The organism is Fenollaria sp. C0166D3 (assembly GCF_056590255.1).
In genome coordinates this window covers 127,282-149,134 of the sequence record NZ_JBWPVU010000005.1, presented here as the reverse complement: position 1 = coordinate 149,134, position 21,853 = coordinate 127,282, and the positions used below count along the sequence as shown (strand labels likewise).

Annotated in this window: 19 protein-coding genes; all 19 read right to left on the bottom strand. The window is 38.6% G+C overall.

Annotation, left to right across the window (positions count from 1 at the left end; all coding sequences use genetic code 11):
• On the bottom strand, positions 1-1,177 hold a 1,177-nt coding region (locus AC1EJ0_RS05135; RefSeq protein WP_480023400.1), incomplete at its 3' end, for a hypothetical protein.
• Positions 1,178-1,235: 58 nt separating this feature from the next.
• On the bottom strand, positions 1,236-6,215 hold the full coding sequence (locus tag AC1EJ0_RS05130; RefSeq protein WP_480023401.1) for a hypothetical protein: 4,980 nt from the start codon (positions 6,213-6,215) through the stop codon (positions 1,236-1,238).
• A gap of 494 nt (positions 6,216-6,709) precedes the next feature.
• Positions 6,710-6,994, bottom strand: a complete 285-nt coding sequence (locus AC1EJ0_RS05125) for a hypothetical protein (RefSeq protein ID WP_480023402.1) — start codon at positions 6,992-6,994, stop codon at positions 6,710-6,712.
• Positions 6,995-7,434: 440 nt separating this feature from the next.
• Positions 7,435-8,202: a bifunctional hydroxymethylpyrimidine kinase/phosphomethylpyrimidine kinase gene (thiD, locus tag AC1EJ0_RS05120; RefSeq protein ID WP_480023403.1), complete on the bottom strand. Its 768-nt coding sequence runs from the start codon at positions 8,200-8,202 to the stop codon at positions 7,435-7,437.
• 162 nt (positions 8,203-8,364) lie between these two features.
• Positions 8,365-9,810 carry a nicotinate phosphoribosyltransferase gene (locus AC1EJ0_RS05115; RefSeq protein WP_058259797.1) on the bottom strand — a complete coding sequence of 482 codons (1,446 nt, stop codon included), beginning with the start codon at positions 9,808-9,810 and terminating at the stop codon, positions 8,365-8,367.
• A gap of 1 nt (position 9,811) precedes the next feature.
• Positions 9,812-10,849 carry a type 2 isopentenyl-diphosphate Delta-isomerase gene (fni, locus tag AC1EJ0_RS05110; protein ID WP_480023404.1) on the bottom strand — a complete coding sequence of 346 codons (1,038 nt, stop codon included), beginning with the start codon at positions 10,847-10,849 and terminating at the stop codon, positions 9,812-9,814.
• An 8-nt stretch (positions 10,850-10,857) separates the two neighbouring features.
• Complete coding sequence (locus tag AC1EJ0_RS05105) at positions 10,858-11,613, bottom strand: glutamate racemase (protein ID WP_480023405.1); 756 nt, start codon at positions 11,611-11,613, stop codon at positions 10,858-10,860.
• 1 nt (position 11,614) lies between these two features.
• Positions 11,615-12,196 carry a recombination mediator RecR gene (gene recR, locus AC1EJ0_RS05100; RefSeq protein WP_058259794.1) on the bottom strand — a complete coding sequence of 194 codons (582 nt, stop codon included), beginning with the start codon at positions 12,194-12,196 and terminating at the stop codon, positions 11,615-11,617.
• Positions 12,196-12,525: a YbaB/EbfC family nucleoid-associated protein gene (locus AC1EJ0_RS05095; RefSeq protein WP_294796089.1), complete on the bottom strand. Its 330-nt coding sequence runs from the start codon at positions 12,523-12,525 to the stop codon at positions 12,196-12,198. Before AC1EJ0_RS05095 ends, recR begins: the two co-directional genes overlap by 1 nt.
• 6 nt (positions 12,526-12,531) lie before the next feature.
• Positions 12,532-14,415 carry a DNA polymerase III subunit gamma/tau gene (gene dnaX, locus AC1EJ0_RS05090; protein WP_480023406.1) on the bottom strand — a complete coding sequence of 628 codons (1,884 nt, stop codon included), beginning with the start codon at positions 14,413-14,415 and terminating at the stop codon, positions 12,532-12,534.
• A 143-nt stretch (positions 14,416-14,558) separates the two neighbouring features.
• Positions 14,559-15,530 carry a stalk domain-containing protein gene (locus AC1EJ0_RS05085; protein WP_480023407.1) on the bottom strand — a complete coding sequence of 324 codons (972 nt, stop codon included), beginning with the start codon at positions 15,528-15,530 and terminating at the stop codon, positions 14,559-14,561.
• A 106-nt stretch (positions 15,531-15,636) separates the two neighbouring features.
• A complete protein-coding gene (locus AC1EJ0_RS05080) occupies positions 15,637-16,242 on the bottom strand; it encodes a hypothetical protein (RefSeq protein WP_480023408.1) in 606 nt (201 codons plus the stop codon).
• 24 nt (positions 16,243-16,266) lie between these two features.
• The gene (locus tag AC1EJ0_RS05075; protein WP_480023409.1) at positions 16,267-16,494 is read right to left on the bottom strand and encodes a type II toxin-antitoxin system RelB/DinJ family antitoxin; all 228 of its coding nucleotides are present in this window, start codon (positions 16,492-16,494) and stop codon (positions 16,267-16,269) included.
• 65 nt (positions 16,495-16,559) lie between these two features.
• On the bottom strand, positions 16,560-17,342 hold the full coding sequence (locus AC1EJ0_RS05070) for a hypothetical protein (protein ID WP_480023410.1): 783 nt from the start codon (positions 17,340-17,342) through the stop codon (positions 16,560-16,562).
• Between the two features lie 123 nt (positions 17,343-17,465).
• Positions 17,466-18,083, bottom strand: coding sequence for a class I SAM-dependent DNA methyltransferase (locus AC1EJ0_RS05065; RefSeq protein ID WP_480023411.1), 618 nt, complete (start codon positions 18,081-18,083; stop codon positions 17,466-17,468).
• 261 nt (positions 18,084-18,344) lie between these two features.
• Positions 18,345-18,575: a glutaredoxin family protein gene (locus tag AC1EJ0_RS05060; RefSeq protein WP_058259787.1), complete on the bottom strand. Its 231-nt coding sequence runs from the start codon at positions 18,573-18,575 to the stop codon at positions 18,345-18,347.
• A gap of 109 nt (positions 18,576-18,684) precedes the next feature.
• Positions 18,685-19,587, bottom strand: coding sequence for a carbamate kinase (gene arcC, locus AC1EJ0_RS05055; protein WP_480023412.1), 903 nt, complete (start codon positions 19,585-19,587; stop codon positions 18,685-18,687).
• 1 nt (position 19,588) lies between these two features.
• Positions 19,589-20,590, bottom strand: a complete 1,002-nt coding sequence (gene argF, locus AC1EJ0_RS05050; protein WP_480023413.1) for an ornithine carbamoyltransferase — start codon at positions 20,588-20,590, stop codon at positions 19,589-19,591.
• Positions 20,591-20,622: 32 nt separating this feature from the next.
• Positions 20,623-21,846 (bottom strand): arginine deiminase, encoded by a 1,224-nt coding sequence (gene arcA, locus AC1EJ0_RS05045; RefSeq protein WP_480023414.1) that lies wholly within the window; start codon positions 21,844-21,846, stop codon positions 20,623-20,625.
• Positions 21,847-21,853: the final 7 nt, after the last annotated feature.

Here is a 21,853-nt window from a genome sequence, read left to right as displayed (position 1 = left end):
CAGTTGGATTCCAATTTGTAAATTCTTTTGTTGCGTCTTTGTAAGCTGCTGTTGCTGGGATTTTTGCTGTTACGGCAACGTCATTCCATGCTACATCGTCCCTAACATCAAATTCAAGTTTTGCGCCTTGTGCAAGGCCTGTGATAGTACCTTCACTTGTTGGATCGAATGTTACTCTTACGTATCCAGTTGGTGTTGTATCTGATGGGCCTTGTGGAACTATTACTTTTGGTTGGCTTGTTAATGTGATTGTACCACCATCTGCAATCGTATAAGTTTTTACAACTTTATATTCAACCGCTTCTTTTCCTGCGCCTAATGTCAACTTATTTTCTGCTGTTTCATTGTCAACAGTAAGTGCTGGACTAGTTCCAGGGTAGTTTAATTCTATTAAGTCTTCACTTCCTTTTTTGCTGTCAAAAAGATCAGCTTCTTTTAGGTTGAAGCTAGTGTTACCTTGTGAAATTGTAAATGGTATATCAAGTCCATCTGCCTCACCATCTAGACCTGCAACATGAAGTTTTGCCTTTACATCTCCTGCTGCTGTTGCTGGTTTGCCATAAGGGTCTTTTACTTCTAAATTGATAACTGGATTAGTAATTTCACTCACTTGAACGTCAAATGACCAGTCACCACTTCCTACTGTAGTATCTGCTGTGGCTTCTCCTGTTCTAATAACTCTAATTGCAGTGTTATTGTCAAGGGCTGGAATTTCTGCATGAAGTTTTCCTGTTCCGCCATTTGCCGGAACTTTTAGTATTACTTCTTGACTTGGATTGCTTTGTGTTAATGTTACTTCTTGCTTTTCTGTTTCTAGTCCACTTTGGTTTGTAAAATAAACTGTTACTTTAAGTCCATCAGGTAGTAGACTCCAAGTAAAAGTATCAGAGTCTTCACCTAGACCAACAGTTTTTAAGTCTATTTTTACTTTTTGGTCAATAATTGCAGCTTCTCCTGCCCTAAATAAACTGAAACCGCTTGATTGTTGTTTGTATCGTCTTGGATTTTTAGCCGTTAAGACATCAAATACTAGTTTATCTCCTTCTTTGTGTCCGTTGACAACATTTTGTTTTGGCTCAACAAAATTGCTTGTATTAGCAAATGTTTGGGCTGGAACAAATGTTATAAACATCAAAACAGCCATAATTAGAGATAAAATTCTCTTTTTACTGTTCATAATTGCTCCTTTCTACTCTGTAGTTTGGAGGGGCGAAGTGCCCCTCGTCTATCTTAATTTATTTAACTATTTCTGTAAATGGATTTGTAATCTTATAACCTGGTCCTTTTTCTCCAATAGTACCTACTATATCAATTACATCTCCCTTTTGTAACTTATAAGCATTGCCATCACCATCAAGAATTCTCATTCTTTGACGTTTGCCAGCTTCAGTAATTAGCAATTCTACTGTTGCCTTTGGTGTAGGTTTATTTGGTCCAATGAAGTCAAAGTACTTATCTCTTTCGTAGCTATCAAGTAATGTTCCTGATTCATAAACATTTACTACTACTTTTGTATTTGCTTCTTTAGCTGTTACAATTACGAAGTTTCTGCCTGCTCTTATAGGTGCAACTATGATTTGTGTTTGTCCTATAGGTGTGTATTGAACTTTTTTCGATTCTTTATTTCCGAATTCATCAGCAGCAGTTATCTTCATATCTGTAATATTGTCTTTTAGTTTAAGTCTTTCTATCCTATATGTTAATTCCTCTTTAGTGTTATATTCTTCAGACTTTTCTTTGCCATCTTCTATATAAGTTAATGTTATAGGTCCGTCTGCAGCTTCACTCAATGTTACATCGATATCTCTCCATCTTCTCCAGCGTTCATCTCTTCCAACCGGTGTAATTGTTGGAGGTGTAAAGTCTAATTCTAATAAATCTGAATTTGTCGGAGTCTTGTTAGGTTCCTCTGCCCTTATGATTACTTTCTTGCCTTCAAGTTCTGATTTTGGAACTGTAATTGTTTGACGAGTTCCTGGTATTGTATCAGCTCCATCAACAGGTATTTTATATTTGTGAGATGTAGGACTTTCATTTCCGCCTGCATCCACTGTAACTACAGTGTAGACTGTTCCCGCTACTGGCTTGTCTGTTATATGGTCAGGAACTATGAAGGATATTGGTACTTTGCCACTCTCATCATATTTTTCTTGTTTTAATTCTTCAGGCTTGTTAGATGCTTTTCTATCAATAACCTTCATAGAAACTTCTTCCGATGGAACCTTTGATCCTGCAATTTCTGTTTCTGCCTTTGCTTTAACTACTTGGCCTTTTGTAAGTGGAGTAGCTGGTGTGATTATAAGCTTTCCGCCTGTAACTTCAAGTGTTGCTGTTGTATTGCCTTCAGCTGTTGTTTCATAGCCTGTTCCTGCTGCGTTCTTATTAAAGATAGCTGTTGTACCATCTGGAAGTGTTACTGTAATTTTATCTACCATCTTTGCTGGTGGATTAACTGTTATAGTAGTATCTCCAGTGTATCCTTGTTTGATAGTTGGATATGGAACTACAACTTCTTTATTTGTTACATTAATTATATAACCTGTTGTATCGAAGTAACCTACAGTCGGTGCTGGTCCGCTTCCGTGTGGATTTTCTCCATTAGGATTTATAGCAGTCTTGTGAAGACGTGTAGTTGCTCCAGTGAATGTATCTACATTAGCACCATTCTTAAAGCTTATAACTTGGTCCTTGTGTCCATATACATGATGATCTGGGTCTGGTTCAGTGATTTTGATTCCGTAGTCTGGCCAATTTGTAGAACCAGCATTAAAAGCTGCTTCTTGTTTAGCATTTGTAAGTTCTACGATTAGGTATGACATACGGCGGCCCTTTGTATCGTAGCCTTTTAGTTTTGTTTCTGTACCTTCGCCCCAAGTTAGGTCTGTACCTGTAAAGTTCTTGATTGTTCCTGCAATTGGGTGGTAAGTTGCTTCATTTACAACGACTTCTTGTCCAAAAGTTCCTACTGCTGGACGACCGATAAGGGCAAATTTAAGTGTACTTACATTTTCTGCCTTAGGTGTTAAGGCTTTGCCATCTTTGTCTAGCCAAGCTTTTGTAGCCTTAACTGTAAAGTCTTCTTTCCATACTGCATATAGGTCAAGTCCCTTAGTTGCATCAAATTTATAATCATAGTTAACTTTTCCTGAGCTAGTTTCTTGTGAACCATTAGCAGCTAGCTTAAATGTATCGCCGTCTCTTAGATATAGGTCTGCTTTAAGTGTACCTGCATCTGTAACGTTTATGTCTGGCTCATTTGCATTAGGCTCTCTTGAGAAACCTACTAATGAATATCCGTCGCGTTTAAATTCATCTTTGTCATAAACAGATTTTAATGTTGCGTCAATTGTTGTTGGGTCTGCATTTGCTTTTAACTTATCCAAAACAGCCTTTTCAAGAACTTGTGTTTCAACGTCTTCTTGCATATCTTCAGCTGATGTGTCTTTATCAAAGTTAGAGTGAAGTCTGATTGCTGGTTCTCCCCAAACAGCATAAACTGTTATATTTTCTTCCATAGGTGATTTAGAGTTATAAACATAAGCTTCTGTCTTTGCATTTGTCCAGTTTTCTAGTTTAGTAACAATCTTTTTATCTTCTACTAATTTGTAGTATTTTTGTGCAGCTGTTTCGTTGGCATCGTCTTTAAGTTCTTTTGTTGTCCAACCTATAATAACTTTACCATTGAAAAGCTTGAGGCTATCGTTGAGTGTAATTTTTGGCCATTGTCTATTAGCAAGTTCTTTCTTTTGATTTGCATCACTTGTACCATAAGTCTTTCCATCGTGATTAATGTAGTTAATCATCTTTTCACCATCAACTTCAATAACTCGATTTGCATCAACTTTGATGTTATCAAGTGTGCCATCAACTACATTGCCTTTGTCGTCAAGTTCTCCAAAACCATTTGCCACATAAGCTGTGTTCTTTGAATATTGTTTTGTAGTTTCGTCGTAAGTGTATAGATATTGAGTGTTAAGAGGTGCAATTCTTTCCATATATAGAGCTTGCTCTGTATCTAGCATGAATCTAACTTTAGCTTGCACTTGTTCTGTAACTTTATCACTTGCTACAGACGCTTTAAGTTCGTCTCTGTTTGTTACGTCTATAGGCATATCTTTCTTAAGAGTTGGCATTTTAAATGCTCTAGCTGTTTTTTCTTCAACTCCATTCTTAGTATATATACCAGATTTGTTATCTGTAGTGAATGTATAACCCTTTAGTGTCGTTCCATTTACTACTACATCTTTTAAAGGATTGTCATCAATTGTAAATTCAAAATCAGTATTGTCAGGATAATACAATCTCATCTTTGCTAATTTATATCTTGTTCTACCTGTGATTTTCTTTGAGTCTGTAAAGATTTCATCTACGTCTGGTGGTAGGTTAGTTTGTGATGCAGAGCCGCCTGAATAAGTGGTGATATAGTTTAGTCTTCTAGGAGTTGTTTTTTCAGCTCCGTCTGCACCAGGCACTAAGTCAATTGTCTTATCTCCGTCAGTGCCAGGCAAAGTTAAGATAACTTTTGTAGGAATTGTATCATACTTCATAGTCCTAAAAGTTATTTCTTCTCCTGCTTTAATTGTCATGCCAGGAATTAAGTTATACTCGTATTGTGAACCCACGTTTTTACCTCTCGAGGTTCCTGTGTGCTTAAAATTGGATCTTAGTTCAATTTTATAAGGACCGTCTCCGAAAGTCAGTGAGTACTGCTTTAATCCAGTATTTGGTGTAGACGTTTTTCCATCGACATAGGTTAAACCGATTGTGCTATTCGGTACAAGAACGATATCTTTACCTGTGTTATTAGTCGCTGTATACTCAATAAATTTCTTAGTACTATCTAAAATAAAAGTTGAATAAAAGTCAAAGGATGCAATATCATCAGCAGTAAATCCCTTTGCAGCAACCCTGTCTTTGTCGATGTAGTATCTTGTAATGGTAGGCAAGCCTGAGTTAAGCTCTGTTGTTGCACCGTTTAAATAGGATTCTCCTGGTTTCGCCGTGGTTAATACGGTGTTAAGGCCTGCAAATTTCTTTTTAATCGTGCTCTTATAATTTGAAGCGACTTGTATGCCTTGAAAACCGGGATTTAAATCACTGTTATCAGACGTGTTTAAATCATTCATAGTGATTTTTATAGGTTTAGCAGTTTTCCACATATCACCTTGTTGGCTTGCCGGAAAAACTTCTGCTACCGTACCCGATTCATCTTGTTTTTTTAAAACGCCTGCAAATTCTTCATTAAATACTTGTCTAAAGGCAAAGTTTTCACCACCAATATTGTCACCGGAATTCATCTTTGATTGTTTGTGGAAGACATCCAGATAGCCGCCCGCTTCGTTATATTTTGCGTAAGAATTGGCAGCGTAAAATTGGTAGTCCCTATTGTAGTCTTCCACAGTATTCACGTCCGCATTATTATTTGCCGACGGTATATAAGTCATAAAAGTGTAGGAGTTATAAGGCGTAATAATCTTATTTTTATCCACTGCCGAATCATCGTTTTTCGCAGGATCATCCTTAGCTTTTCCCGTTCCTGCTACGCAGAATATCCTTTTATGGTCCTTGTCTGTTAATCGCATTTGAATATGCGGTTGCCCTTTAATGTCGGCAACTGTTTTGCCCTCTTTTAAAACAAGGTCGATGGGAATTTCAGAACGACAATTTCCTCCAACTAAATTCTTATTGTTTTTCAAGCTTTGTTCTTTAACATTTACTGCCCCCGAAATTGAGCTCACCACTTTCGTAAACTGTGCAACTTCTTTGTAGGTTGCTGAATCGTGCCAGTCTCCATTTTCTACGCCCTTATACATCCCTGTTCCCGAATCATCGAAATCAATCAGGTCATATAAATCATTGTCAAATTTAAATAGGGCGTTATGCCATACAGCAGTGGCTAGGTTTTGGAACACTCTAAAAGAAAGTCTAACGACCGTTTTACCTTCCGCATTGATATAAGTACCAATGTAGTTAATACAAGGTGTCTTCATCCCTTCGGCGTTAGCAACGACAGTGACTTCGTTGATATTAGATAGCCTCCAATAACTCATCTCCGCTTCTTTTTCTTCATCAATTGACCAATCAGTCGTTTTTTCTTTGCTAGAGCCCTTTTCTTTGTAGGTCTCTGCAAAAACATTCACTGGCATCATAGTCACTATCATTAAAAATGCCATGACTAGTGCGAGTGTTTTTCGCAAATAATTTTTCTTTTGCATTTTTTGTCTCCTTTCGTATTTCTTGCTTTGCGCAAGTTATCTCCTAATCTTCTGTGCACTCCACTTTAGTTCGTTAAAGACACTAAAAAAGACGGGTCGTGCCACCGACTCGTCTATAATCGAAATAATTATTGCTTGTGTTTTTGTGCATGATTATGTACCCAAAAGTCATCTCACATTTTTTGCATGCGTTTTGTGAAATTTCTTCTAGGAATGACTTTTAAAGTATCTAACGACTTTTTCTGGTGGCACAGAAGATCGTATTTACTTGGCATCATTATAGCATATATTTGTCTAAAAAGCAAATATATTTTTAAATTTAACGCTTTTTTAACAATTTTCTACACACGTGTACCCCCCCCCATCTCATTTTCACGTTGTATGTCTATAAGATTTGGCATATACGTTTTTCGTCTAATTAAAAAAATATGCTAGGCGTTTTACTCGTCTAGCATAGGGTCTTCATTATATTCTCTTCCTTATTATATAGGGGATTATATAGGGGCTGTTTCGTCTAAGGCGTTTTCTTTGATTATGCTCTCTGGAATAAAGTCTTCACGTGCAGCGCTTTGACCGCCATCGCATGTGAATGGTTCTGTCACTAAACCAGTACTCATGTCAATTGGTTTTTTATCTGTATCTAATACTTCTGTGATGACTTCTGTATTAGCTGCGTCTGTGTACTCTGCCTTAACGCTCTCTGCCTTGATGGACTCGAACTGTGCGAGCATATAGGCAAAGATGAATAGTGTAAACAATAGTCTTTTAAATTTATTCATAATTTTCTCCTTTCTTTATGTCTATAATATAAGTATAACAGTTTCGAAAGTCGAAATTATTTACAAAATGTATACAAAAATGCTATGTAAAATTACATAGCATTGAAAATTTATTATAAATTCTATTTTGTTTTTCATTTTAGAAATATTTTTTATAGCAAGTTTCTCCAAATCAATTTTGCAATTATTTTGCAGATAAAATCAATGAATTTTCTTTACGAAGAACTTTTATGAGCGAAATAGTAATAATATATTTGCTTTATCTTTATTTGAAAATATTTTGCAAAATAATTATATAATTTCGCAGTTATTTTGCAGAGCAAACAAGATGATTCTGCGAAGTGGAGAATTTAGCAAGCGATTACGTACAGATGGTACTTTGAGCGAAGCTAAATTCGAACGAGCAGAAGGGCTTGTTTGAATGCGAAAGAACGCGAAATTTATACTTGCCACAAAATATCTTTACTATCCGCATTTAAACACATTGTCAAATATTCCAATCCAAACCTCACTGCCTCTTCCATCTTATATCCTTTTGCTAAGTATGTAGCTATGGCGGTGGAGACTGTTGCGCCTAGTCCAAAGGCAGCTCTATCTACTCTCTTCCTATCTATAATTTTCTCTTTGCCATCTATGACTAATACATCTTTCAGTTCACCCTCGAGTTCGCCTCCTGTGATCAGAACGCTTGCGCCATAATCAAGGTGAAGCTTTTGTGCTGCGGCAAGCATTTCGGTAACTGTAGTGACTTTCATTCCTGATAAAACTTCTGCCTCTTTCATGTTTGGTGTAAGTAGCGTGACTTTATGAAAGATGTTTTCTTTTATATAGTAAAGTGTTTCGGCGTCTGTATAGATGTGGCCGAACTTTGACGCGATGACTGGGTCTAGGACGACTGGCACTTCATTAAAGTATTTATCAAGTGCATCTTTCACGGCTTTTGCCTGGTTGATGTTTGAGATGAGTCCGATTTTGACGCAGCCGATCACGAAGTCCTCGCTCGCTGCCTTGATCTGGTCGTAGACCATGGACGAGGAGAGGGCAAGTCTTGAGATGCACCTTTGTGTGTTTTGGCTGGTCACAGTTGTTGTCGCGACTGTGCAGTAAGTATTTAGTTTTAGTGCTGTCTTGACGTCTGCCTCGACGCCTCTTAGGGCGCTTGAGTCTAGTGCCGAGATTGACAGTATTACGGGCTTTTCTTTTAGCATGGCTAATCTCCTTTATTAAGATGATTTTATTACATCCGCTTATCTTTGTCAAGATGCTTATGTTTATGGTGATGGCTGCGCCATAATTATAGCAATGGCTGTGCCATAATAATGGTTTTGGCATAAAAAAGCTCTCTGAGTTTATCTCAAAGAGCTATCATCTTAATGTTTTTTATTAAGCATATCGTTTTTAATTGTCCAAAGCTTTTTGCTAAGGTCAACGTAGTACTCGTGTGGATTTTCAAGTCTCTTGACTTCATCCCAAAGCTTATCGACTTCTTCTAGTGAATACTTTTGCACTTCGTCGATTGTCTTCTTATTATATACTAATTTACCTTTGTCGAAAATTTTCTTTAGTAGCGGCACTGCTGTGTAGTTTGTAAGTGTTTTCTTCTTCCAAGTATATAATGGGTGGAAGATCTCGATATCTTTTGTGAAGTCGATCTCTTCATCGTGTGTTGTAACGAGGTCGGCAAGTGCCTTTCCTGTTTCGTTGTCATATAATCTATATAGCTTTTTAAAGCCGGGTGTTGTGATTTTTTCGACGTCACCACTGATTTTGATCTTGTATATCTCTTTGCCGTCTTTGAATGTGGATACAAGTTTGTATACGCCGCCAAAAACTGGCTCGCTTCTTGATGTGATCAGTCTTTCGCCAACACCAAAGCCATCGATTTGGGCGCCTTGACCAAGAAGGTCTTTAATCACGTACTCATCAAGTGAGTTTGAGACCATGATCTTAACGTCTGGGTAGCCTGCTTCGTCGAGCATTACTCTTGCTTTTTTTGATAGATAAGCAAGGTCGCCTGAGTCTATCCTTATACCGACGCCTTCATGACCATTGGCACGGAGCTCGTCAAAAACCTTTATCGCGTTTGGTATGCCTTCTTCGAGTGTATTGTATGTGTCAACGAGTAAAACGCAGGAGTCTGGATAAACTTTCGCGTAGGCTCTAAAGGCTTCTAGCTCTGTATCGTACATTTGTACCCATGAGTGGGCCATGGTGCCTGTGGCTGGAACGCCGAAAAACTTGTCTGTGATAGTGTTTGCTGTGGCTTTCGCGCCGCCGATGTAGGCTGCTCTTGCTCCAAGTATCGCTGCTTCACTCGCTTGGGCGCGTCTCGAGCCAAATTCTGAGATGGCTCTGCCCTTAGCTACTCTAACGATCCTGCTTGCCTTTGTCGCTATTAAGGATTGGTAGTTTATCGTAAGAAGTATCATTGTCTCCATGATTTGCGCTTCCTTAACCGGGCCCTTAACTATGATGATGGGTTCCTTTGGAAATACTGGTGTTCCTTCTTCTACCGCCCATACATCGCAGGTGAATTTGAAATTTCTTAAGAAGTCCAAAAATTCTTCCGAAAATATTTTTTTGCTTTTGAAGTAATCTATATCATCTTCTGTAAATTTTAGATTTTCTATATATTCAATGACTTGCTCAAGTCCTGCGGCGATGGCGAAGCCACCATTGTCAGGGACTTTTCTAAAGAACATATCGAAGACTGCCTCTGTATCCGCCACGCCATTGGCAATGTAGCCGTTGGCCATGGTGAACTCGTAGTAGTCCGCCAGCATCGATAGGTTTATGCTTTTATTATCTTTATTCATCTTAATCCTCCCATAGATCTTTTAATCTGCCTTCTAATTTGTATCTCACATGCTTTAGCTCGCCTGTATTGCGTGAAGACGTGATGAGCATGAGCTTTCTGAGCTTATCTGAAAAGCTATTGATATAGTCTGCGCTCGCCTCATATGAGCCGTGGTAGACGTATTTTAATAGCTCGCCACCGAGCGCAACGACGTCGGCGCCTATAACGTAGGCTTTGAAGGCGTCCATCGCAGTCCTTATACCGCCTGAGGCGATTAGGGTAAATTTGTACTTCTTCTTGAGCTCCCTTGCATATAGTATAGAGAGTGCTGTTGGCGTGCCAAAGTCGAAGATATCCGAGAAATCTTCGGCAGCGTTCGCCATGGACTCGATCCTAGCAAAGTTTGTGCCGCCTGCGCCTGATATGTCGATGTATTTGACACCGAGCTTAGCGAGATCCTCGATATTCCTTTGATTCATGCCAAAACCGCATTCTTTCACTATGACGGGCAGCTTAAAATACTTAAGTGCCGCCTCGATGTTCTTCATGTAGCTAGTGAAATCCCTGTCACCCTCGCCATTGATGAGCTCTTGAAAAGCATTTAGATGTATGCAGATGGCGTTGGCATCGATTAAATCAACCGCCTTCTTCATCACATCCAAATTCGCTGTAGCACCGACATTGGCTATAAGGTAGCCGTCTTTGTTGACCTCACGTGCAATGGTGAATGTTTCAGGGAACTTCTTGTCCACAACAGCTATCTTCTCGCTTCCAAGCATCATAGGTATATTAAAGTCACGTGCGAGCCTAGCTAAAATCTCGTTGATTCTAAGCGCCTTTTCGGTGCCGCCAGTCATCGCGTTTATGTAAAAAGGACGAGAAAAGTTTCTGTTGAAGAATTTCTTTTCAAGTCGTACCTCGTCTATGGAAAGCTCAGGAAGAGAGTTGTTGTCGATGAAGACATCTGAAAGAAGCGTGTCAGTCCTGCCATCTTCCGCTCTTAGGAAGTTTGTAAGATGCAGGTCCTTGATCCTTTCTTTGTAATCAATCTTTTTCATAGTTCCTCCTAGATTTCTATATAATCTTCTATATTAAGTTTTTTATCTATATCAAGAGTCCTTAGACTATGGATATAGATGTCTTTGCCCTTAGTCGTGTAGATGTTGAAGTCGCCTTTTTTAAGTCCACTCGCGTCAAAGCTATGGGCAAGGAGCTTCGCAGGCTTAATAAAATCTACTTCGGGCATCAGCTCTTTGAAAATCGCGTCAATGAACTCGTAGTGAGTGCAGCCCAAGATTAAGGTCTTGTAGCCACCATCGTCAATGCACCTTTTGTAATCAAGCACTTCCTCTTCGATGATGTCCCTGTTCTCGTCGAAGTCCTCGATAAGCGCCGCAAGAGATGCGCTCGCCATCTCTAGTAAATCATCTGTGCCTATGGCCTTGAGCCTATTGTAATACTCTTTCGAAGCGATGGTAAACTTCGTCGCAAGTATCGCCGCTTTATTAAGTGCAAGCCTATTTACCTCGTCAATAGTTGGCGTAACTATATTGTAGAGCTTAATCTTATGTGTGTAGCCGGTATTAAGTATCGCGCTACTCATGGTATTACAAGCGACAAGGCAGTCAGTAACGCCCTTTTCGTATAAGAAGTCCAAAATATGCTCCATACAAGAAAGGATTTCGTCACGACTCATATTGCCATAAGGCACCCTGATATTGTCCCCGAAGTAATTTATTTCGATCTCATTATTCAGCTTAAGAAGCTCACGAACAACGGATAAGCCCCCTATACCTGAATCAATAACTGCTAATTTCTTCATATTACATGTCGACACGATTGTCGATCGCCTTTCTGATAGTTTCTGCGTCGTAGTAGCTTAGGTCAGCGCCCATCGGCACGCCGGTACCTATCCTAGTCACTTTGACGCTCTTGTCAGGGATGTTCTCCTTGATGTAATTCGCTGTCGCAGTGCCCGCAATGTCTGGGTCAGTCGCAATGATGAGCTCTTTCACACTGCCGTCAAGCCTTTGGAATAGCTCAGGGATGTTTATCTCCTCAGGACCTATGCCCTCAAGCATGTTGATAGTGCCGCCTAAAACGTGATAAAGACCGTTGTAGCCGCCCTCTTTGTCAAGGCGCATAACATTCTCTTCCTTTTCTACTACTAATATGGTAGAGTGATCTCTGTCCTCGTCAGAGCAGATGCCGCAGACGTCAGCTTCACTATAGTTACAGCAAATCTTGCATCTGTGAATATTTTCAAGAGTCTCCTCGATGTCCCTCGCTAGGCTCATGGCCTTGTCCCTATTGTTCAAAAGGTAATAAGCGAACTTTATCGAAGACTTCGAGCCAAATTGCGGAAACGACTCTAAATTGCTAACTAGCTTATCTAGCCTATCCATTATAGTCCTGGAATACCTAGGCCGCCAGTTAATTTGCCCATCTCAGAGTTCATAAGGTCATCAGCCTTGGCTATAGCCTCGTTTACTGCGACCATGATTAAGTCTTCAAGCATTTCAACGTCGTCTGGATCGACTACTTCTGGATCTATGGTGATGGACTTGATCTCTTTTTTACCAGTGATTTCTACCTTCACCATGCCCTTATCTACTTCTAATATAGTAGCTTCAATCTCTTCTTGCTTCTTTTGCATATTTTCTTGTGCTTTTTTAAGCTGCTTCATCATGTTATTCATGTTGCCGCCCATTTGTGGGAATCCTCTTTTCATAATTACCTCCTACTTAATTATAAGCTTGCCGCCCAAGAACTCTTTAAGGTCCTCTCTTAGTTTGAGAGTCTTCTTCTCTTGGTCGGAGCTTTCAATTTTGATATCGATTATATCATTAAAATATTTGTTAATAGTCTTTAATATCGCGTCCTTGTTCATGTCTACAAGAGCTACACTAGTGTCTAAAGCTATGTCACGAGACTTTTTCAGTACTAATACGCCAGAAACAGTTTTTGAGTATTCAAAATCTGTGAATATGGACTTAAGTACCCTCATGTCATCATCTTTCAAGAAGTTTTCGTAAAGCGCCTTGTTCTTTTCGAAGTCCTCTTCGGGTTCTTCGTCTTCATCTAAATCAATGGCTTTCTCTTTTTCAGCGGGGATAATGGTCTTGCCACTTTCGCTGTCAGAATCACTTTCTTCGCTTTCTTCACTTTCTGCTAAGCCTTGTGAATTTTGCTCATCAAGTGTTTTTGCTTCGTCATTTACTTTTACTTCATCAAATGGCTTTGCCTCGTTTATATTTTTTGCATTGTCAAGTGATTTTGCTTTGTCAATTGATTTCGCTTCATCAAGTGATTTTGCCTCATCAAATGATTTTGCCTTGTCTATGTTTTTTGACTCTTTTTCTTTTTTTGCTTCCTCTTCCATTTCTGTGAAGTAAAAGCCTTCATCTTCGTAGTCCACCATGCCCATCTCAAGGCTTGCTAAGTCGTCAAAAGAGTTGTCTTGATTATCTTGAGCTGTTTTTGACGAAGTGGCTTTGGCATTGCCATTATCGTGGTCACTCACAGGCTGCGCTAAATCACTGACTGTAACGGATCTATCGAAGTTCATCTTCATAACATCGCTGTCAAGGCTCATGACCTTAAGACCAGCCATCTCAACGAAAATCCGCTTTTCCTTGACAAACTTCATCCTCTCAAGGTAATCCATGTAGATGTCGATCGCGTTTATGATGTCCATAAGCTTGATGTCAAAGGTAAAATTGTATTTGCCAAGCATATTAACTTTGTCGTAGAGAATCTCTCTAAGCGCCTTAATTATGCCATCTATGATCATCGCTTCGTCCTTGCCATCAAGGAAGAGCTTATCTAAATTAGCATAATATTTTTCGAGATTGCGCGTGAATATCGCCTCTACTATGCCAGTTGAGTAGCTCTCATCAAGCAGTCCCAAGGCTTTGAGTACGCTCTCCTTAGTAAGAGTGTCTGAGTAGCTGATGGTGCTCTCAAGCATGGATAAAGCGTCTCTCATCGAGCCAGCGCCCGCTCTAGCAACGATTTGAACTGCCTCGTCCTCATATTTTTTGCCAATAGTATCAAGAACGCGAGATAAATTCTTCGCGATTAAACCATCGTCTATACGCTTAAAATCGAAGCGCTGAACACGGGAGATGATGGTCTTTGGTATCCTCTCTGGCTCTGTCGTTGCAAGTATAAATATCAGATGCTTTGGTGGCTCCTCAAGTATTTTTAAAAGCGCATTGAAGGCGCCCTTCGATAGCATGTGAACCTCGTCTATGATGTAGACTTTGTATTTTAGCTTAGTTGGTAGATATATCGCCTTGTCACGAAGCTCGCGGATATTGTCGACGGAGTTGTTTGACGCAGCGTCAAGCTCTATGATGTCGACGGCCTTGCCGCTCATCGTCTCAATACAGTTCTCGCACTCATTACAAGGCTCGGCATCGTGTGGATCAAGGCAGTTAATTGCCCTCGCAAAAACTTTCGCAAGAGAGGTTTTACCTGTTCCGCGCGTGCCGGTGAATAGGTAGGCATGAGATAGTCTACTTTGTAGTATTTGATTTTTAAGTATGGTTGTGATGTGATCTTGACCGATGATTTCGTTAAAAGTCTTGGGTCTAAACCTTCTATATAAAGCTTCGCTCATCTCGTCCCTCCTATAAATATAATTATAGATATTATATCACAAAAATAAAAAAAAATAAAGACGTGAGTGGTCTTTACGAAGTGGCTAGTCCATAAACATGGGTGGACCATGAAAAAGGGCTCTCGTGTGAAAGCCCTTAATAGTTATTTAATATATTTCTTCAATGCTCTTTCATATTTTTCATAGAAACCATAAGCGCCAACGCCAATAAATGTTTTGAGAATATTACCTTCGCTATCAAAGATGAAAACTGTTGGAACGGCTTTTATCTTGAAATTAAAATACTTCTCAGCCGCTTGGCTAGGACATAGATTTTGATATTTAGCATCTGCTTCTTTTAATAAGCTCTTTGCCTTAGCTATATTTTCTTCTCTAGTCTTCTTGTCATAATCACTTGATGTGCTAGTAAGAGGCTCAATGTTTTGAATAACGCCAAGGAAGCCCGCTTTGCCATTATAATCGTTTGCTAGCTTTGTTAAGTCAGGAAGTTCTTTTTTGCATTGTGCATAATCAGTCGACCAAACATTAACTAGAGTGTATTCATGCTCAGCTAATATATCGGCAATGTTACGTTTATTACCATCGAAGTCTTCTAGCTCAAAATCAAGCTTGCAAGGCATTTTAACTTTATCTGATGTAATTGCTACAGTTTTTGTAGGCGCGTCATAGCTGACGTCAAAACCCATTAGCTTAGCTAAATCTCTTAGCTCGATGTAATTTGTTTCGATAATAAAGGCAGATTTAAGTTTTTTCTCTTTGCCATCGATAAGGACATCCATATTTCTCATAGTTGCCCAAAGCTCTTTTTGAGATGAATAAGTCTTGATATCTGATAGGTCTTCATATGGCTTATTTTTTTCTATGCTAACAAGATGTTTGTCATTGTCGTAGTCAACGTAGAATTGCGCCTTTGTTCCTCTAAGTGCAGCGGCTGCGTCACGAAGCTTTAAATAATTTTTGCCCTTTATAATATAAGCTCTAATCTCACGCGCCTCACCGTTAACTGTAAACTTTTGAGTGCTCTCCATAGCCTTTTCTTCGCTCGAAGCCATTGACATAGGCATAAGTGTCACTAGCATAAGAACTACTAATAATAACGAAATTTTCTTCTTCATTTTTTCCTCCTTGATTTACCATGATAATAAAGTATATTGCTTATAAAGATATTATATCACTTTGAAAATATTTTGGCAAGAGAAAAGGGCTCTCACGTGAAAGCCCTTAATAGTTATTTAAATTGTATTCATAATTATATGGTCCATATTTTTGCTCAAAACTAAGCTTAAATATAGCTCCGTCCCACTTAACTTCATATATATCAGCGCCCATAACATAACCTTGGTCTCCCGTGAAGAAATCGTCTTCGATCTTGCGAACGAAAAAGGCGTTCTCTCTTTTGTATAGGTCAAGGCTTGTGCTAAAAAGAAAACTATCTTCGTGGACTATGGCTATGTTTTTGCCATCATCCGACTTGAACTCGTAGTAGCCGTTGTCAATGCGTGAGAAAAAATAAATGACGCAAGCAAATAGCATAAATAGTATCGCGAGTCCCATAGCTATGGATATGATAATTTTGCTAATATTCTTTTCGTAGCACTCCCAAAGCAGCCTAAGCAAGTAGATGCACCATATAAATAGTATTAGGCAAAGTACAAAAACAAGGTCTATAAAAACTATGTGCGCTGAAAAAAATTTTATATTTAAGTCAAGTGAAGTGCTTAAGATGATTACTCTCATAAGCACTACAAAGAGCATGTATATAGCTGTTCCTAAAAGAAGAGATTTAAATTTGGGTTTTGCAAATTGTTCTTTGAGTAAATTTAGCATTAGTCTAAAACTTCTTTACGTATATCACTTTGAAAGCTCCCTAAACGCTTCATCGTATTCGTTCATAATGTCTTCAGATGTCTTTTCTATGTTATTGATCTTTAAATTCAGTGGCAAAGCATTTTCTCTAATTGATTGCTTTACAAACATGTTTATAGCTGTCGATACGTTTAGTCCAAGTTCATCAACTAAGTTTATAAATTTTTCTTTATCGTTCTTATCCATCGCTATCGTTAAGTTGCTTTTTGACATAATATCACTTCCTTGTGTATATTATACAGCTATTGCACGTGAAAATCAAGTGTATTCTCTGTAATTTAGTCTAGAACTTCTACCTCATAAGCTGAATCGATTGTAATTAGCGCACTTGATTCTAGCTCTGTGTTGTGAGCTGTGCCATCAAAGTAGACTGTGACCTTTTTGCCTTTAATTTCTTTTGCGTCAATTGGTTCTCTATCCTTTTGAACGACTACATAATCAAGCTTTACTAGGAATGGATTTGGATACTCGGTATTTTTGCCGAAAACATATTTAAACTCTTTAGGCACCTCTATATCTTTTATTCTAAGCATAGTAGCAGCCTTTGCACTTTCGTCATATACTACTTCCTCTACAGTTCCTGTGAAATTTGCGACGTATTTTTTAGTTTCGCTCCAATTGTCTCCAGTCGAGAACAAAAGATATTTGCCTTCATAGTAAACAGTTAAAAAGCCATCGCCAGAGTATTGGTACTCGCACTTATCAAAGTTTGACTCACCGTCGTTCTTTGGAAACTCACTTGTAGGAACGACTTTTTCGATTTTGCCGTCCATGGTGCCGCATTTGACTAAGTTATTTAAAACACCAGTATCCTTGTATAATTTGCCGTTAACCATGACAGCAGGTATTAGAGCTCCTCCGTCCACTTGATTAGTCTCGTCTATTTCACTTGCTTCGTTTGCTTCATTTGCTTCATTTGCTTCATTTGCTTCATTTGTTTCGTTTGCTTCGTTTGCTTCGTTTGCTTCGCTTTTTTCATTTGGCGCCTCATTTGGCTTTTGACAGGCAAAGGCACTTATTAGCATTGCTAAGATCATTAGTATAAGTAAAAACTTTTTCATATCATCACTTCCTTATATATAGTATATCATAATAAAGCACTCCGCGAATGAATTTTCATTAATTGTTACTATTTTGTAAGAAATAAAAGGGCCCATAGCACTGCCATGGACCAAACGTAAAAACTATTTTTCTAAAATCAAAACGCCTGAGCAAAAACTTATTTTTTCGAAAATTGCCTTTAGAAAATCTTTCTTGATGCTCTCATAAACAAGGTAGTGCTCGTCATCATCCCAATAATCTTTTGACTCTTCTCTGCAAGCTTCTAATGATGCAAGGTCCACAAAACTAACGTCGCCTATAAAAATTTTGCCTCCATCATTAAGAAGGCTAAGTAAAGTCATCAAAAAATCTTTTTTCTCAGCATCAATTATGTGATGAATTGAATATGTCGCGAGTATCGCGTCATATTTTTCACTTAATATCTCCTTGTCTAGTGCTTTTGCGAAATCGCCTTCATATAATTTTGCCTTTGGCATTTTTTCTTGCGCTATATCAAGCATATTCTTTGAAAAGTCTTGACCGTGAATCTCAAGGCCGTCATCATAAAGTTTTTTCGAGAGTATCGCCGTGCCAAAACCTATGTCAAGAACTTTCTTTGCCTTCATAGTTCTTACTGCGTTATAGATGTAGGCAAGAACATCTTTATATCCAGCAAATGGATATTCGTCCTCACTCTCTGAGATTTCAACAGTTTTGTCGTAATCCTGGGCCCATAAATCAAAACCAAATTTGTCTAGCATATGTCCTCCTATAATCTTTCTTTTAATAATTATACCATAAAATTCATATTAGCTCGAAGAATTTAGGTGGGTTTCCACCTTTTTTCTTCGTGTGCATGTCAATTTCGGTCTATTAAGTGCGTATATATGTTTTGACTAGCATAAACATGTCTCTTGCATCTAAAATAATTAATAATTTAGCAATTATCTACGAAGTGGCCCAGCCATTCTCAAGGCATAAAAAAAGTATGCACCAAATGGTACATACTTCGTGTAAATATCTTAGTCTTCTAATGCTGCATCGATCTTAGCTTTATCAAAGCCAAGTATCTTTTCATCGCCTATAATGATAACTGGTACGCCTGTAAAGCCCATCTTCATCATTTCCATCCTAGCGTCTTTATCTTCTGAGATGTTCTTTTCTGTGTACTTGATGTTCTTTCCATCTAAGTAATCCTTTGCCATGTGGCAGAATGAACATGTAGTGCTTGTATAAATTGTAATGTCTTTCATTAATATCCCTCCTAAATTTTGTCTATCAATTGTCAATAGATATATACCCATGGCTAAAGCTTTTAAAACAAAAAGAGCAGAAATTAATCTGCTCTTTGATATATTTCTATTACTTAGAAATTATAGTTCCAGTCTTTCCTTCGATACCTTCGCCTGCTTTTTCAAGTGATGTGATTAAGCTGACTCTACCAGGTTTGGACTCTGCAAACATGATGGCTGCTTCAACTTTTGGAAGCATGGATCCTTTTGCGAAGTGTCCTTCTTCTGAGTACTTTTTCATCTCATCTACTGTCACTTTATTAAGCTCTTCTTGGTTTTCTTTACCGAAGTTTATGGCAACTTTTTCAACTGCTGTTAATATGATTAGTTGATCTGCATCAACTATCTCAGCTAGTTTTTCTGAAGCGAAGTCTTTATCGATAACTGCTGCTACACCTTCGTAGCCGTCGCCGTCTGCGATAACTGGGATTCCGCCGCCGCCAACTGTGATTACAACGTCTCCTGCTTCGATAAGGTGACTGATTAGATCCTTTTCTACTACGTCTATAGGCTTTGGTGAAGCTATAACTTTTCTGTAGCCTCTACCTGCGTCTTCAACGTATGTGTCGCCTGTTGCGGCCATAAGCTTATCTGCTTCTTCTTTTGTATAGAATAGGCCGATAGGCTTAGTAGGGTTTTGGAATGCTTTGTCATCTTTATCTACTAAAACTTGTGTGATAACTGTAGCTACGTTTTTCTTGATGCCTCTTCTCTTTAGTTCTGCCTTGATGGCATTTTGTAAGTGGTATCCAATGTAGCCTTGGCTCATTGCGCCGCACTCTGCAAATGGCATATCGCCTTTGAATGCGTTATTGATAAGGCCTACTTGAGGGCCATTGCCATGAGCGATGGTAACGTCGTTACCTTGTTCGATTAAGTCGACGATTGGTTTTGCTGTCTTCTTAACTAATTCTTTTTGTTCTGCACAAGTTTTTCCTAGAGCGTTGCCTCCTAATGCAACTACTACCTTCATTCTATAGTTTTCCTATAGTGGCAACGATAACTGCCTTTATAGTGTGCATTCTGTTTTCAGCTTCGTCAAATACTCTTGAGTACTTGCTTCTGAATACTTCGTCAGTAACTTCCATTTCTTTTAAGCCGTATTTTTCACCAATTTCAGCACCGATCTTAGTGTTAAGGTCGTGGAAGCTTGGTAGGCAGTGTAAGAATATAACATGTTCATTGCCTGTAGCTTCGATCATGTCCATATTTACTTGATATGGTTTAAGAAGTTTGATTCTTTCTTCGAATTTGTCTTCTTCGCCCATTGATACCCAAACGTCTGTGTAGATAACGTCTGCGTCTTTAACTGCTTTCTTAACGTCTTCTTCGAATTCGATAGTTGCGCCTGTTTCTTTGGAAACTTCTTCCATTTCCTTAACAAGGTCTTCTGATGGCCATAGTTCCTTTGGAGCTAGGGCAACGAAGTGCATACCCATCTTAGCAGCGCCTATCATTAGGGAGTTACCCATGTTGTTTCTAGCGTCGCCTACGTAAACGAATTTGATTTCGTTAAATGGCTTTGGTACATATTCTTTAACTGTCATGAAGTCTGCTAGTATTTGTGTTGGGTGATAAAGGTCTGTTAAACCGTTCCAAACTGGTACTCCTGCGTGTTTAGCAAGTGTATCAACTGTTTCTTGTTTAAATCCTCTAAATTCGATACCATCGTAGAATCTACCTAATACTTTAGCAGTATCTTCGATTGATTCTTTCTTGCCCATTTGTGAGTCTTGTGAGCCTAAGAATGTAACTTGGCCACCTTCGTCCATACAAGCAACTTCGAATGAACATCTAGTTCTTGTACTAGTTTTTTCAAATAATAGTACGATATTTTTTCTTTCTAGTAAATCGCCTTTAATACCTGCTCTCTTCTTAGCTTTTAAGTCGCTAGCAAGGTTTAATAGGTAGTGAATTTCATCTGGTGTAAAGTCTTTTAATGTGATGAAATTTCTGCCGTGTAAATTAACTGCCATTAATTTTAACCTCCGTAATTTAGAATTTTTAATTATTTAACGTCTTCTCTGTAAAGTGGCATAGACATACATCTTGGGCCGCCTCTACCTCTTGAAAGTTCATATGATGGCATTCTGTGTAATTTGATTCCTTCTTTTTCAAGTAAATCATTTGTTACTACGTTTCTGTCATATACTACAACTTCGCCTGGAGCGATTGCTAATGTGTTTGAACCGTCGTTCCATTGTTCTCTTTGAGCGTCAATTCCTAGTCCGCCGCCGCATCTGATTAAATCAACTTTGTCTAAGCCTAGGTAGTGAGCTAGAACTTTGTCTAATGAGTTCTTTTCTTCAGTGATCTTAACTTTATCTCCGTCCTTAACCATTGAATAAACTACTAGAGGTCCTTCAATTTCTGGGTGGATAGTGAATTTGTCTTTGTCGATCATTGTGAATACTGTGTCAAGGTGCATGAATGCATGTGATTGAGGGATGTTAATTGCAAGAACTGTCTTGAATTCATCAGCTAGCAATACGTTTTCAGCTAGTTTTTGAAGTGCTGCTGCTTCAGTTCTTTGAGAGATACCAACTGCTAATACGTCTTTAGTAAGTATAAGTTGGTCTCCACCTTCTGTGTGGAACTTATCTTCTCTGTCATACCATCTAGGTACGTCTACGCCCTTGAACATTTCGTGATGGTCGTAGATGTATTTACCAAATAATGTTTCTCTTCTTCTAACATTTGACCACATCTTGTTGATAGCAACACCATGACCGATGTTTGCGAATGGGTCTCTTGTGAAGTAAGCGTTTGGCATTGGTACTGTTAAGAAATATCTGTCAGCGTCAGAGAAGTCAGCAAGTGTTTCTTTGCTTCTCTTAGTAAGCTCAGTCATTCTAGTACCAGCGATCATCTTCATAACCATGTCCTTTTCAGACTTTTGTTGTAGCAGGATGTCTTTCATGATGTATCTTTCGTTTGGTGTGTGTAGGTCAGCTTCGTCTAAGAATTCTTCGATTAAGCTTTCCTTTAAGTTTTTGTCCTTAATTACATCAGCAACTAAGTCTTCTAGATAATAAACTTCGCAACCACTTTCTTTTAATATGTTTGCAAAGTAATCATGTTCCTTAAGTGCTTGATCCAAATAAGGTACTTCGTCAAAAAGTAGTTCTTGCATAGTATCTGGTGATACGTTGTTGATTTCTTCACCAGGTCTATGAAGGATAACTTTTCTAAGTTTACCAATTTCTGAATAAACTCTAACTCCTTTTTCCATAAAATCA

Bases quoted from the DNA above. Each gene is read 5' to 3' on its own strand.
- AC1EJ0_RS05130 (WP_480023401.1), bottom strand. From the start codon at position 6,215: ATGCAAAAGAAAAATTATTTGCGAAAAACACTCGCACTAGTCATGGCA.
- AC1EJ0_RS05070 (WP_480023410.1), bottom strand. From the start codon at position 17,342: ATGAAAAAGTTTTTACTTATACTAATGATCTTAGCAATGCTAATAAGT.
- argF (WP_480023413.1), bottom strand. From the start codon at position 20,590: ATGGCAGTTAATTTACACGGCAGAAATTTCATCACATTAAAAGACTTT.
- AC1EJ0_RS05105 (WP_480023405.1), bottom strand. From the start codon at position 11,613: ATGAAGAAATTAGCAGTTATTGATTCAGGTATAGGGGGCTTATCCGTT.
- fni (WP_480023404.1), bottom strand. From the start codon at position 10,849: ATGAAAAAGATTGATTACAAAGAAAGGATCAAGGACCTGCATCTTACA.
- recR (WP_058259794.1), bottom strand. From the start codon at position 12,196: ATGGATAGGCTAGATAAGCTAGTTAGCAATTTAGAGTCGTTTCCGCAA.
- AC1EJ0_RS05075 (WP_480023409.1), bottom strand. From the start codon at position 16,494: ATGTCAAAAAGCAACTTAACGATAGCGATGGATAAGAACGATAAAGAA.
- AC1EJ0_RS05125 (WP_480023402.1), bottom strand. From the start codon at position 6,994: ATGAATAAATTTAAAAGACTATTGTTTACACTATTCATCTTTGCCTAT.
- AC1EJ0_RS05080 (WP_480023408.1), bottom strand. From the start codon at position 16,242: ATGCTAAATTTACTCAAAGAACAATTTGCAAAACCCAAATTTAAATCT.
- AC1EJ0_RS05065 (WP_480023411.1), bottom strand. From the start codon at position 18,083: ATGCTAGACAAATTTGGTTTTGATTTATGGGCCCAGGATTACGACAAA.
- AC1EJ0_RS05115 (WP_058259797.1), bottom strand. From the start codon at position 9,810: ATGAATAAAGATAATAAAAGCATAAACCTATCGATGCTGGCGGACTAC.
- thiD (WP_480023403.1), bottom strand. From the start codon at position 8,202: ATGCTAAAAGAAAAGCCCGTAATACTGTCAATCTCGGCACTAGACTCA.
- arcA (WP_480023414.1), bottom strand. From the start codon at position 21,846: ATGGAAAAAGGAGTTAGAGTTTATTCAGAAATTGGTAAACTTAGAAAA.
- AC1EJ0_RS05060 (WP_058259787.1), bottom strand. From the start codon at position 18,575: ATGAAAGACATTACAATTTATACAAGCACTACATGTTCATTCTGCCAC.
- arcC (WP_480023412.1), bottom strand. From the start codon at position 19,587: ATGAAGGTAGTAGTTGCATTAGGAGGCAACGCTCTAGGAAAAACTTGT.
- AC1EJ0_RS05085 (WP_480023407.1), bottom strand. From the start codon at position 15,530: ATGAAGAAGAAAATTTCGTTATTATTAGTAGTTCTTATGCTAGTGACA.
- dnaX (WP_480023406.1), bottom strand. From the start codon at position 14,415: ATGAGCGAAGCTTTATATAGAAGGTTTAGACCCAAGACTTTTAACGAA.